General features: G+C 66.6%; 13 protein-coding genes. 8 read left to right on the top strand and 5 right to left on the bottom strand.

The genetic code is table 11. The annotated features are described in order from the left end of the window. The first annotated feature begins 33 nt into the window (after positions 1-33). The 3 genes from lepB to U5760_RS26100 are packed head-to-tail and all read left to right on the top strand — an operon-like array spanning position 34 to position 1878. The gene (gene lepB / locus U5760_RS26110) at positions 34-720 is read left to right on the top strand and encodes a signal peptidase I (RefSeq protein ID WP_322015216.1); all 687 of its coding nucleotides are present in this window, start codon (positions 34-36) and stop codon (positions 718-720) included. A gap of 17 nt (positions 721-737) precedes the next feature. Then, entirely contained in the window at positions 738-1235 is a 498-nt protein-coding gene (locus tag U5760_RS26105; RefSeq protein WP_322015215.1) for an ASCH domain-containing protein, read from the top strand. 49 nt (positions 1236-1284) lie between these two features. After that, the gene (locus U5760_RS26100) at positions 1285-1878 is read left to right on the top strand and encodes a histidine phosphatase family protein (RefSeq protein ID WP_322015214.1); all 594 of its coding nucleotides are present in this window, start codon (positions 1285-1287) and stop codon (positions 1876-1878) included. Here the strand turns inward: U5760_RS26100 and U5760_RS26095 are convergent. The 4 genes from U5760_RS26095 to U5760_RS26080 form a co-directional block, all read right to left on the bottom strand. Continuing rightward, complete coding sequence (locus U5760_RS26095) at positions 1875-3254, bottom strand: LLM class flavin-dependent oxidoreductase (protein ID WP_322015213.1); 1380 nt, start codon at positions 3252-3254, stop codon at positions 1875-1877. The genes U5760_RS26100 and U5760_RS26095 overlap by 4 nt on opposite strands. Then, on the bottom strand, positions 3254-4498 hold the full coding sequence (locus tag U5760_RS26090; RefSeq protein WP_322015212.1) for an SfnB family sulfur acquisition oxidoreductase: 1245 nt from the start codon (positions 4496-4498) through the stop codon (positions 3254-3256). The genes U5760_RS26095 and U5760_RS26090 overlap by 1 nt, the downstream gene beginning before the upstream one ends. 3 nt (positions 4499-4501) lie before the next feature. Then, entirely contained in the window at positions 4502-5752 is a 1251-nt protein-coding gene (locus U5760_RS26085; protein WP_322015211.1) for an SfnB family sulfur acquisition oxidoreductase, read from the bottom strand. A gap of 191 nt (positions 5753-5943) precedes the next feature. Continuing rightward, positions 5944-7275, bottom strand: a complete 1332-nt coding sequence (locus U5760_RS26080) for an LLM class flavin-dependent oxidoreductase (protein WP_322015210.1) — start codon at positions 7273-7275, stop codon at positions 5944-5946. A 268-nt stretch (positions 7276-7543) separates the two neighbouring features. Here U5760_RS26080 and U5760_RS26075 point away from each other — a divergent pair, with 268 nt between their 5' ends. After that, positions 7544-8377: a MetQ/NlpA family ABC transporter substrate-binding protein gene (locus tag U5760_RS26075; RefSeq protein WP_322015209.1), complete on the top strand. Its 834-nt coding sequence runs from the start codon at positions 7544-7546 to the stop codon at positions 8375-8377. Between the two features lie 234 nt (positions 8378-8611). Further along, positions 8612-8947: a DUF4148 domain-containing protein gene (locus tag U5760_RS26070; RefSeq protein ID WP_322015208.1), complete on the top strand. Its 336-nt coding sequence runs from the start codon at positions 8612-8614 to the stop codon at positions 8945-8947. A 27-nt stretch (positions 8948-8974) separates the two neighbouring features. Here the strand turns inward: U5760_RS26070 and U5760_RS26065 are convergent, their stop codons facing one another. After that, complete coding sequence (locus U5760_RS26065; RefSeq protein WP_322015207.1) at positions 8975-9862, bottom strand: LysR family transcriptional regulator; 888 nt, start codon at positions 9860-9862, stop codon at positions 8975-8977. 214 nt (positions 9863-10076) lie between these two features. Here U5760_RS26065 and U5760_RS26060 point away from each other — a divergent pair, with 214 nt between their 5' ends. The 3 genes from U5760_RS26060 to U5760_RS26050 all read left to right on the top strand — a co-directional run bounded on the left by U5760_RS26060 (position 10077) and on the right by U5760_RS26050 (position 12986). Continuing rightward, entirely contained in the window at positions 10077-10823 is a 747-nt protein-coding gene (locus U5760_RS26060) for a glucose 1-dehydrogenase (protein WP_322015206.1), read from the top strand. 75 nt (positions 10824-10898) lie between these two features. After that, positions 10899-11999, top strand: coding sequence for an alkene reductase (locus U5760_RS26055; RefSeq protein WP_322015205.1), 1101 nt, complete (start codon positions 10899-10901; stop codon positions 11997-11999). Positions 12000-12239: 240 nt separating this feature from the next. Further along, positions 12240-12986 carry an SDR family NAD(P)-dependent oxidoreductase gene (locus U5760_RS26050; RefSeq protein ID WP_322015204.1) on the top strand — a complete coding sequence of 249 codons (747 nt, stop codon included), beginning with the start codon at positions 12240-12242 and terminating at the stop codon, positions 12984-12986. The last annotated feature ends 9 nt before the right edge of the window (positions 12987-12995 follow it).

Genomic DNA, 12995 nt, shown 5'->3' with positions numbered 1-12995 from the left:
CGACGCATGACGCCTAACCGCAAGAAGACCCGTATGAAACTCCTCACCCGGCTCTGGAAAGAGAACAAAGGCCTGGTTGCATTCCTGCTGCTCATGACGGTGTTTCGCAGCGCCGTGGCCGACTGGAACGTCGTGCCGAGCGGCTCGATGCTGCCCACCATCCGCCTTGGCGACCGCATCTTCGTGGACAAGATGGCCTACGATCTGCGCGTGCCGCTCACGCATATACGCATTGCCCATCTGGGCGATCCGCAGCGCGGCGATATCGTGACGATCGATTCGTCCGCGGCCCATGAACTGCTCGTCAAGCGCGTGATCGGCGTGCCGGGCGACCGTGTCGCGCTACGCGACAACGTGCTCTACGTGAACGGCGTGGCCGCGCGCTATCGGCCCGAAGGCACGAACCTGCTCGCGAGCGACGCCACCTCGACCGGCGAGTACCTCGCCGAACGCTTCGACGGCGTGACGCATACGGTGCGACTCTCGCCCGACGCACCCAGTCCGCGCAGCTCGTTCGGCCCTGTGGTCGTGCCCGAGGGCCAATACCTGGTGCTCGGCGACAACCGCGACGACAGTGCCGATTCGCGTTATTTCGGCTTCTTCCCGCGCAACGAGATCATGGGCCGCACGCGCAACGTGGCCTTCTCGCTCGATCCCGCCCGCTACTACGCACCGCGTTTCGACCGTTTCGGCAAGCCACTCGACGCGCTGCCCGGCTGAGCGTTGCGCAAAGACCCATGAACGATCCTGATCAGCAAGCAAAGCTCGTGGCACGCCTGCGCGAGCGCGGCGTCGATCTGACTGGCGCGCCCGTGCGCATCGCCGGCTTCGGCGACTCGGCGGAGCTCTCCGCCTCGCTCATCGCGCTGATCCAGGCCGGCGTGAAGCGCGCGACCTGCAGCCTGCAGGACTCCTGGCGCTTCGACGGCGAACGGCTTCCCGTTGCCGGCGACTTCGAGATCGTGATGGATTTCGGCGGACGGCCTGTGCTGGTGCTGCGCACGACCGACGTACGCATCACAGCATTCCAGGACGTGCCGGCCGCGTTCGCGATTGCCGAGGGCGAAGGCGATCTCTCGCTCGATTACTGGCGCCGCGAACATTGGCGCTTCTTTCTGCATGAATGCGCGCGCGTCGGCCGCACGGCAACCCAGGACATGCCGCTCGTGTGCGAGTGGTTCGAAGTCGTGGCCGTGCTGAATCCCGACGACGACTGGTCCGCGGTCCTCCCGTAGCCGCAGCGGCACCGCGCCGCCACTCTCGCCCAACCCTTCGGAGCGTCCCATGTCATCGACTCCCGCGAACCCGCCCACCGCGCTGCACGAAGTCTGGCTGATCCGCCACGGCGAAACGCAATGGAGCCTGTCGGGCCAGCACACCGGCAGCACGGACATTGCGCTCACGGATCACGGCCGCGCTCAGGCGCGTGCGCTCGCGCCGCGTCTGGCCACGCAATCGTTCGACGCGGTCTGGTCGAGCCCGATGGCCCGCGCGATCGAAACCTGCGAGCTCGCGGGTCTCGGCGGCCAGCGTGTGATCGTGCAGGATCTGCACGAATGGGATTACGGCATCTACGAGGGGCGCACCACGCCCGAGATCCGTGCGAGCGTGCCCGGCTGGAGCGTCTGGGACTCGCCGGTGCCGAAAGGCGAAAGCCTGCTGCAAATTCAGGCGCGTGCCGAAGCGGTGGTGGCGCGCCTTCTCGCGGCCAGCGGACGCGTGGCGATCTTCTCGCACGCGCATTTCCTGCGCGCGCTGGCGGGCTGCTGGATGGGCGGCGCGGCGGCCCTTGGCGCCCATCTCTATCTCGACACGGCTTCGATCAGCCTCCTCGGCTTCGATCACGAATCTCGCGCGATCCGGCGCTGGAACAGCTAGGCAACGGGGACTTCCGCTGCCTGCCGGAACGAGGCGCCCGCGTGACGCGAGGGCAGCGCGTCGCCCTCGCCGAAGAGTTTCTGCCGCAGCGTGCCGGGCGCATAGGCGGTCTTGTAGAGACCGCGATTCTGCAACTCCGGAACGATCAGATCGACGAAATCTTCGTAGCTCTCGGGCACCACGGTGCGGCTGAGATTGAAACCGTCCACGTCGGCTTCGTCGATCCAGGCCTGCAATTCGTCGGCGACCTGCGCCGCGCTGCCGACGATCGCCGGATAGCGGCCGCCCAGTTCGAACATCTCCAGCAATTTGCGGCGCGTCCAACCATGCTGCTTCGCCGTGCGCGTGGCCGATTCGATCGCATTGCCGGGGGCGTAATCGACGGGCGCATCGAGGTCGTATTGCGCGTAGTCGATGCCGGTACTCGCCGCGAAATGCGCGAGACCCGCTTCGCGGCTCGCATACTGGCGATAGTCGGCATATTTTTCGCGCGCCTCCTGTTCGGTTGCGCCCGCAACGACGGCCGCACCCACGAACACCTTCACGTCGTCCGGGCGGCGTCCCGCGCGCACGAGTTGCTCGCGCAGCGCACGCACCGTCTCGCGGCCCGCCTGGCGATTCGGCGGGGAGATGAACACGCACTCCGCGTGGCGCGCGGCAAAGCGCTGCCCGCGCCCCGAACTGCCGGCCTGGAACAGCACCGGCGTGCGCTGCGGTGAAGGCTCGGCAAGGTGATAGCCATCGACGTTGTAGTAGCGTCCCGCGTGCTGCACGCGATGCAGCTTCGCCGGATCCGCGAAAACACGCGCGGCCTTGTCGCGCAGCACCGCGCCCTCCTCCCAGCTGCCTTCCCAGAGCTTGTAGAGCACGTCGAGATATTCGTCGGCGCGGTCGTAGCGCTCGTCGTGCGGCAACTGCTCCGAAAGCCCCATTGCTCGCGCGGCGCTATCGAGGTAGCCCGTGACGACGTTCCAGCCGATGCGCCCCTCGGTCAGGTGATCGAGCGTCGAGAAACGCCGCGCGAGCAGATAAGGTTGCTCGTAGGTCAGATTGACGGTCACGCCGAAGCCCAGATGCTGCGTGACGGCGGCCATGGCGGGCACGAGCAGCGTGGGATCGTTGACGGGCAACTGGATCGACTCGCGCAGCGTGACATCTACGTCGCGCCGGTACACGTCGTACACGCCGACGATGTCGGCGAGGAAAAGCCCGTCGAACAGGCCCCGTTCCAGCGTGCGCGCGAGATCGGTCCAGTAGGAGAGCTTACGGTAGTCGGTCGAGCGGTCGCGCGGATGAGTCCAGAGACCGTGATTGATATGCCCCACGCAATTCATGTTGAACGCGTTGAGCAGAATGGGCTTCTTCGTCTTCGTCATCAGAGCGCTCCGTGCCGCGGCGGCAACGTGTCGTTCAGCCAGAAATTGCCGACGGCGTGGTACTTCCAGCGCACGGGGTCGTGCAGCGTGTGCGTGCGGGCATTGCGCCAGAAACGGTCGAGCCCGAGGCCATCGAGCGTTGCCGCCGTGCCGGCCAGTTCGAACAGGCGCGTGCCTGCGTCGAGCGAAATCGTGGTAGTGAGCGCGCGCGCCTCGGCGACCGCAATGGACGCCTCGGCCACCGAGCGCTCGCAAGGCGCAGCCTGCGCCGCATCGACGTAGCGGCCCGCGCGCCGCACCAGCGCCTCGGCGGCGCGCAGCCGCACCGCGAGGTTGCCGAACTGCGCGAGCGTGAGCGGATCGTCGGCCGCGCGCTCGACCTTTGCGTCGATCCACGGACGCGAGCGTTCGCGCACGAACTGCAATGCCGCCTGAAACGCGCCGCGCGCAATCCCCAGGTCGATCGCCGCGTGAATGATCTGCGCGAGCGGCCCAATGGTGGTGGGCTTTTCAAACGAGGCGAGGAACGGCACCACCCATTCGGGCTCGACCCGCACGCCATCGAACGCGACCGAGCCGCTGCCCGTCACGCGCTGGCCAAAGCCGTCCCAGTCGTCGGTGATGGTCACGCCCGGTGCGTGGCGCGGCACGAACGCGAGATAGGTGACGTCTCGCCCCGCTTCTTCCGCCACAACGAGAGTCGGAATCCAGTGCGCGTACAAGGCCCCAGTGCAGTAGAACTTGCGGCCGTCGATACGCAGGCCGAGCGCGTCGCGCGTGAGCCGCGTGCGGCGCCTGAAGTCCTTGTGGCCGACTTCGGCGAGCGCGTTGCCGAAGCGCTCGCCCGCCAGCACGCGGTCGTAGAAGAAACGCTGCTGCTCTGCGCTGCCGCCCACGCGCAGGACTTCGAGCGCGTAGAAGTGATTTTGCGGAATCTGGCCAAGCGAGCCGTCGGCGGCCGAGATAATCGCCGTGACTTCGGCGAGCGTGGCGCTCGACACGCCGGGGCCGCCGAATGCACGCGGCACCGTGATCGCCCACAAGCCGCTCGCGACGAAGGCATCGAGTTCGGCCCACGGCAGCCGCCGTTCGCGGTCGCGCAGCACGGCGTCGCGGGCGAAGTCACCGGCGAGACGCCGTGCGGTCGCGATAGCGGCGGTGTCGTCGGCAAGACGGGCAGGCACTTTGGACGACGCAGCGTCCGCTACGGCATCGCGCGTCGCCAGAGAAAGTTCGTCGCTCATCGTTCAGTTCCAGGAGTGCCGTGCCGGCAAGACATGATTCAGGTGATAGTTGCCGAGCAAATGCAGCTTCCAGCGCACGGGATCGTGCAGCGTATGCGTGCGGGCATTGCGCCAGTGCCGGTCGAGGTTGTGCGCGGCGCGCGTGGAAGCCGAGCCCGCAAGTTCGAAGAGCTTTTCGCTCGCTTCGAGCGCGATGCGCGTCGTGAGGATCTTCGCTTCCGCCACCGCGACCGAAGCGCGTGCGCTCGCTTCGGCGTCCACGGGGGGCGCCGCCAGCGCGTCGAGCGTATGACCGGCTTCGAGCAGGACTTCGTGCGCGGCGTGCAGATCGATCTGCAGGCGCCCCACGTCGGCAATGATGTACGGATCGTCGGCCGCCTGCGTGACGCCGGAGTCGATCCAGGGGCGCGCGTGCTCGCGCACGAAGCGCATGGCCTCGGCCACCGCCGCTTCGGCAATGCCCTGGTCGATTGCCGCCTGGATCAGTTGCGAGGTCGGGCCGTACAGGCCGGGATGGCCGGCAAGCTGCCAGATCGGCAGCACGTCTTCGGGATCGACGTGCACGTTGTCGAATCGAACTGTGCCGCTCGCTGTCGTTCGTTGTCCGAATGAAGACCAGTCGTCGACGACGGTCAGGCCGTGCGCATCGCGCGGCACCCATACCTGAACGGCGCGGCCCTTGTCGTCCACCGCGCGCGCCGGCACGCGGTGAGCGAACAGCGCGCCCGTGGAATAGAAACGCTCGCCACTCAGGCGCAGGCCGTCTGCGGTGGCTGCCAGCCGCGTCGTGCCTTGCAGGATCGTGGCCGACGACGCCGAACGGCGTTCGGGTCCGGCGTTGCCAAGCCGCCGCCCGGCCAGCACTTCGCCGTAGAAGCGTTGCTTCTGCGCGGGACTGCCGACTTCTCGCAGCACGCCCAGCACGCCAAAATGGTTTTGCGGAATCTGGCCGAATGCCGGATCGGCGGCACAGAGTATGACGAACACTTCGGCAAGCGTGGCGTACGACACATCGGCGCCACCGTATTCGCGCGGCACGGTCATCGCGCCCAGGCCGCTTTCCGACCAGAGGTCGAGGGCTTCCCACGGCAGGATGCGTTCGCGGTCGCGCTGCGATGCGCCGGGCGCGACGGCCTCGGCCAGGACGCGCGCCGCAGCGAGAGCTTCGGCATCACTGGCGATGCGCTTCACGCGCGCGGGATCGGGAGTTTGCGGCAGGCGAGGCGCCGCATGAGGCGTTTCGGAAGTCTGCATTCGATTCGAACAGGCCGGTTTGCTTCCCGTTCGTTCGTCGTCGCGAGGCCGCCGGCCGTCATCGTGTGACAACCGGCGCCGCTGCGCCGAACGGGTCCAGTCGCTCATTGAAACAGCGCAGACTGCAAATCCCTACCAGTAAATATGCCTTTGCATATGAGCTTTCTTGCTATGCAACGGGCGTCGGAGGCTTACGACCGGGGAAAGAACCGGTTCGCAGGCCGTGGCAGCCCCAGATGTTCGCGCAAGGTCGAACCTGTGTATTCGCGGCGGAAGATGCCGCGCCGCTGCAGTTCCGGCACAACCTTCGAGGTGAAATCGTCGAGCCCCTGCGGCAAGAACGGGAACATGATATTGAAGCCGTCGCTGCCCTCTTCCACGAGCCACTGCTCCATTTCGTCGGCAATCGACTTCGCCGTGCCCACCATCTGCAACCCCGAATAGCCGCCCACGCGCTGCGCCAGTTGCCGGACCGTCAGCCCTTCTTCGCGCGCCCAATCGACAATACGCTGGCGCGCCGAACGGCTGGCATTGGATTCGGGGATATCGGGCAGCGGTCCATCGGGGTCGAAGCACGACGCGTCGTGACCGAGCGCGATCGAAAGCGAAGCGATGCCGCTGTCGTAATGCACGAACGTGTCGAGCAGCGCCCGCTTTTCGCGCGCCTCGTCGAGCGAATCGCCCACCACCACGAAAGCGCCCGGCAGGATCTTCAGGTGATCGCGCGAGCGGCCAAGCGGTTCGAGTCGCGCCTTCACGTCCGCGTAGAAACGCTTGCCCGACTCGAGGTTGGGCTGCGCCGTGAACACGGCCTCGGCAGTCTCCGCTGCGAGCTGCCGCCCGGCCTCCGACGATCCGGCCTGCACGACCACGGGCCAGCCCTGCGGCGGCCGCGCGATATTCAGCGGCCCGCGCACCGAGAGATGCTCGCCGCGATGCGCGAGCACGTGCAGCTTCGCCGGATCGAAATAGTCGCCGCTCTCCACGTCGCGAACGAACGCGTCGTCGTCCCAGCTGTCCCAGAGTCCCGTCACCACATCGAAGAATTCGCGGGCTCGCAGGTAGCGTTCGTCGTGCTCCACATGTTCCTCGAGCCCGAAATTCAAGGCCGCATCCGGGTTCGAGGTCGTCACGAGATTCCAGCCCGCGCGGCCGCCGCTCAGGTGATCGAGCGATGCGAAGCGGCGCGCGACGTGATACGGCGCGTCGAAGGTGGTCGAAGCGGTGGCGACGAGGCCGATCTTCTCCGTCACGGCCGCGAGCGCCGAAAGCAGCGTGAAGGGCTCGAACGACGTGGCCGTCTGACTGCGGCGCAGTGCCTGCACCGGCATGTTCAGCACCGCCAGATGGTCGGCCATGAAGAAGGCGTCGAAGCGGGCGGCTTCGAGCGTCTGCGCGAGACGCTTGATGTGCGCGAAGTTGAAGTTCGCGTCGGGCCACGCGCCGGGAAAGCGCCAGGCGCCGGTGTGAAGGCTGACGGGGCGCATGAACGCGCCAAGATGCAACTGACGGGTGCGGGTCATGATTCGGGCAGTGGAAAAACGAAGCCCTTACCATACGCCGGTTCTTCGATTGGCGCAGAATCCCCACTCGTCGTGTGCCTATGCACAGTTTCTGCGCTTTTCATCCCTGGGAATAAGCATTTCACCGGGAGAGGCTCGCGCTCTTTCATTCACAAAGGCAGTGCATATGAGCGTGCTGCGCATAACCATAGCGCGCGAAATTGGTTGTCGCGACGCGGGGGCACTCCCTAGCATCGGCACATCTTCAACCCGTGGAATGGTGTATCGAATGAATCACAACAAAAGAAAATGGCTCGCAACGCTGCTGGCTTCGGGGGTAGTCGCCGTGGGGTTCAGCGCTGCGCAACGCGCAGTGGCGGCGGAGCAGACGGTGCGCGTGGGCATCATGTCGGGCGAAGACGAGGACGTGTGGCGCGTGGTGGCCGCCAATGCCGCGAAGCACGGCCTCACCGTGAAGGTGACGACGTTCTCCGACTACACGCAGCCCAACGAAGCGCTCTCCGAACACGATCTCGACGCCAATTCGTTCCAGCACAAGCCGTATCTGGATGCCCAGGTCAAGGCGCGCAACTACGCGATCGTGCCGGTGGGCTACACCTATGTCCAGCCGATCGGGCTCTATTCGGTCAAGGTGAAATCGGTGGCCGACCTGCCGCATGGCGCGGTCATCGGCGTGCCTAACGATCCGAGCAACGAAGGCCGCGCGCTCCTGCTGCTGCAGGCACAGGGCCTCATCACCCTGCGCAGCGACGTGGGACTGCTGCCCACCGCGCGCGACATCGCGCAGAATCCGAAAGACATCAAGATCAAGGAACTCGATGCGGGCATCGTCGGGCGTGCGATCGGCGACCTCGACGCTGCCGTGGTCAACACCGACTGGGCTATCAAGGCAGGCATCCGCATTCCGGATCAGCGCATCGCGCAGGAGGCCGTGGGCGGCAATCCGTACCGCAATTTCATCGCGGTCAACACGAAGGACGAGAAGGCCCCGTGGGTGAAGGCGCTGGTGGAAAGCTATCAGCAGCCCAACGTAGCCGCGGAAATCCTCACTGTCTATCACGGCGCTACGCTGCCGGCCTGGCAAGGCGCGCGACAGCAATAGACAGCAATAAACACGACGGGGGCGTTTTCACTCGCCGCGAATTGATCTGCTTAATCAACAGATCAATTCGCGGCGATGGTGTGTCGATTGCACGTCGATGGCGCGTCGATTGTCAGTTTCATCCGAATACTGATGTCGAAGCGCCCATCTTTATCGAGCACACTCCACTTTCTAGACTTGGCTCACGTTGCGAACAAAACCGTTCGCTCCTTTACCGAAACACGTGAGTCCGTCATGAAATCGATCATCAAGCTTGCTCTGGCCACGGCCGCCGCCGTCACGCTGGCCGCGCCGCTCGCCGCCGGCGCGCAGGAAAACCAGCCGCTCACGCGCGCCCAGGTGCGCGCGCAGCTCATCGAACTCGAACAGGCCGGCTATCGGCCTTCGCTCGGCTTCGACCCTTACTACCCCGACGACATTCAAGCCGCCGAACGCAAGGTCGCGGCACAACACGCTGCGCAGGCCCAGCAAGCGGGTTTCGGCGGCGATGTGAACGGCACCTCGCAGGCCGGCGCGCGCGGCGAGACGGCGGTGAGCTCGTATTCGCCGCCCATCAGCGTGGCTCGATAAAGACGAGTGGACCAGGGCGTCTGCCACTCAGGCGGCGGGCTGGGTCACTTCTTCGAGCCGCGAAAGAAAGAGCTGCAACGTGGGCGAGGTGTTCGCGCGGTTATATCCGACCACGAGGTCGATCGTCGGTGCCTCGCCTTCCAGCGGGCGGCTCACGACCGACCACGGCAGCAGGTTGTTTGCATACTCCGGCATGAGGGCCAGGCCGCGCGTGGAAGCGACGAGCGACATGGCCATGGCGAGGTTGTCCACGCCATGCTCGGGCGTCACGGCCACGTCGTTGGCTTCCAGGTAGGCGGCGATCACGTCGTGCAGCACGCGCGCCTTGTTCGAGGCCATGACGAACGGCTCGCCGGCAAAGTCCCCGGGGCCGATGGCGGCACGTGCGGTGAGACGGTGGTCGCTCGGCATCAGGACCAGCAGCTTCTCGCGGTACACCACACGGTATTCGAGGTCGTAGCCGGGCTCCGCGCGCAGGAAACCCAGATCGAGCTTGCCGCGGGCAAGCGCGTCGGCCACGTCGGGCGAGTAGTAGCTCGACACCGTGACGTCGATCTTCGGCAGTTCATCGCGCAGAACCTGCATCGCACGCGGAAGCCATGTCATTTCCTGCCCCGTGAGAAAACCGAGCGCGAACACCTTGCGTTCGGGCAGCGCCGCGCGGCGCGCCGCCTCGGCGGCCGCGTCGACCTGCGCAAGCGCGAGGCGGGCGTGGTCGAGGAAGGCCTTGCCGGCGGCGGTCAGTTCGACCCCGCGCGCGCTGCGGCTGAAAAGCTCCACGCCCACCTGATCCTCCAGATCGCGAATCTGGCGGCTCAAGGAAGGCTGCGACGTATAGAGCCGCTGTTCCGCCGCGACGGTCAGGCTGCCCGTTTCCGCCACCGCCACGAAATACCGCAAATGCCGCAACTCCATCGCGCCCTCCTTGTAGCCCATGCCTCGCAGGTATGCCGGCAAGCCTACAAAGTCTTTTTCGTCTGCGCAAGCGGCAACTAGAGTACGGCACATGGCAGCACGCACGGCAGGACAGGCAGAAACGCCGTCCCGTGCGAGCGCACCCGGTCATGCCGCGCAGCGATGGCTCGCAGGCATGACCGGTCCCTCCCACCGGTTCATCAGGAGATTCGTCATGTCCCAGCTCACCGGCAAGACCGCACTCGTTACGGGCGCTTCGCGCGGCATCGGCCGCGCCATCGCGCTCTCGCTCGCCCGTGCCGGCGCCCAGGTGCTCGTGCACTACGGCAGTGCCGAAGACGCGGCCGACGCCGTCGTCGCCGAAATTCGCGCCGCCGGCGGCAAGGCCCAGAAGGTCGCCGCCAATCTGCGCGAGGCCGACGGCCCGCACCAGCTGGCGAAGCGCGTGCGGGCGATCGTCGGCGACCGGCTGGACATCCTCGTGGCCAACGCGGGCGTTTCGAAGTCGGCGCCGATCGAGGCGACGACCGTGGAGGACTTCGACCAGCTCTTCGCCGTGAACGTGCGGGCGCCGTATTTCCTCGTGCAACAACTCCTGCCCACCATGTGCAAGGGCAGCAGCATCGTGCTGCTTTCCTCGCTCGCCGTGCGCACGGCCGTGGGCGCGATTTCGGCGTATGCCGCCAGCAAGGGCGCCGTGGACACGCTCGTCAAGCATTTCGCCGCGGCGCTCGGCCCGCGCGGCATCCGCGTGAACGCCGTGGCCCCGGGCGTGGTGGCCACCGATATGTCGAGCTTCACGAAGACCGAAGCAGGCCGCGAAACGGCGCTCGGCATGCAGGCCTTCAAGCGCATCGCCCAGCCCGACGACATTGCCGAAGCGGTTGCGTTCCTCGCCTCCGATGCGGCCCGCTGGGTGACCGGCGACACGCTGCGCATCGACGGCGGTTCCCGTCTCTGATTCCTGACTTCACGCGTTTTTGCGCTGAATCTCTTCATTTATTTCGTATTGCGAATTGAATTAAGGAGCATTGCCATGACCACCCTCTTCACCCCCGTCAAGATCGGCGCCTATACGCTTTCGCACCGCGTCGCGCTCGCACCGCTCACCCGCATGCGCTCGGAAACGGGCGACATCCCCGGCGACCTGATGGTCGAGTACTACGCCCAGCGTGCGAGCGAAGGCGGCCTGCTCATTGCCGAAGCGACACCTGTTTCGGTGCGCGGCAACGGCTACCAGGGCGCCCCCGGCATCTATGCCGACGAACAGATCGCGGGCTGGAAGCGCGTCGTCGATGCCGTCCATGCAAAGGGCGCGCGCATCTTCCTGCAACTCTTCCATGCGGGCCGGCAGTCGCATCGCGACCTGCAGCCCGGCGGCGCGGCGCCGCTCGCGCCCTCCGCCATCCCGTTCGAAGGCATGGCCCACACGAAAGACGGCTGGCAAAGCGCCACGCCCCCGCGCGAGATGACGCTCGAAGACATCGCAACCGCGATCGGGGAATTCCGTGCAGGCGCAGTACGGGCGAAGGCCGCGGGCTTCGACGGTGTCGAGATCCACGGTGCCAACGGCTACCTCGTGGACCAGTTCCTCCAGGACGGCTCGAACCATCGCACCGATGCCTACGGCGGCCCGGTGGAGAACCGCGTGCGCTTTCTCGTGGACGTGACGTCCGCCGCCGTATCCGTCTTCGGAGCCGACCGCGTGGGCGTGCGTCTCGCGCCGAGCGGCACATTCGGCGGCATGTCGGACAGCGACCCGGCTCGCACCTTCGCCCATGCGGCGCGCGAGTTGAACGCATTCGGGCTTGCCTGGTTGCACGTGATCGAACCGCGCGTGGCGGGCAGTCAGGAAGTGACCGAAGGAGCCCATGCGGTCGCGGCCCGCGATCTGCGTGCGTACTTCCACGGCCCGATCGTCGCCGCCGGCGGCTTCTCGCCCGAATCGGCCGCGGCCATCGTCGAAGCGGGCGAAGCGGACCTCGTGGCATTCGGGCGCCATTTCATCGCCAACCCCGACCTGCCGCAGCGCATCCGCCAAGGCCTGCCGCTCAACGCGTATGACCGCAGCACGTTCTATGGCGGCGATCACCGCGGCTACACCGACTATCCGGCCGTGAGCGCCGTTGCCGCCTGAGCCCGGCCTCGTCCCGCGCGCCCAGCCAGGGCCGCCATGCCCACCGGGGATGGCGGCCCTGGCGCGTCTGGCGCACAAGGGCTGATGCAGCAGCAGGAATCCGGTTCAGGCCATGCCTTGCAAGCATGCCCACCCACCTACAAAGTCTTTTTCCTTCGCTCTCGCGGCCACTAAATTAGTTTCCAGCAGCAGACATTCACCGGCCCCTACGCCGGACCCCAACCCCTCAGGAGAAACATCATGTCGAAGCTCAACGGAAAGACTGCCCTCGTCACCGGCGCCTCGCGCGGCATCGGCCGTGCAAGCGCTCTCGCGCTCGCCCGTGCCGGCGCGCACGTGCTGGTTCACTACAACAGCGGCGCAGCGGCCGCGGATGAAGTCGTCGAAGCCATCCGCGCAGCCGGCGGCCGCGCCGACAAGGTGCAGGCCGACATGGGCGCCGCCGACGGCCCCCATATCCTCGCCGCCCGCGTGCGCGAAATCGTGGGCGAACGGCTCGACGTGGTCGTGGCCAACGCCGGCATCGCGAAGGAAATGAGCATTCAGGACACCACCATTGCCGACTTCGACGAGCTCTTCGCCGTCAACGTCCGCGCGCCTTACTTCCTCGTTCAGCAGTTGCTGCCGGTGCTGGGTGCGGGCAGCAGCGTCGTGCTGCTCTCGTCGCTGGCCTCGCATGCGTCGGTCGGACAACTGAGCGCCTACGCGGCGACCAAGGGCGCCATCGACACCCTCGTGCTCCACTTCGCCGCCGCGCTGGGCGAACGCGGCATTCGCGTGAACGCCGTAGCGCCGGGCGTGGTGGCCACCGACATGTCGGCCTTTGCGCGCACCGACGAAGGCCGCGACTTCACGCTCGGCCTCCAGGCGCTCAAGCGCGTGGCCAACGCGGACGACATTGCCGACGCGGTCGCCTTCCTCGCCTCCGACGACGCCCGCTGGATCACCGGCGACACGGTGCGCGTGGACGGCGGCTCGAAGCTCTAAAGCCATACT

This window comes from Paraburkholderia sp. J12, from assembly GCF_905220215.1.
Taxonomy (GTDB): Bacteria; Pseudomonadota; Gammaproteobacteria; order Burkholderiales; family Burkholderiaceae; genus Paraburkholderia.
Note: the sequence above shows the minus strand (reverse complement) of the source record. Positions and strands in the feature narration are given on the sequence as shown.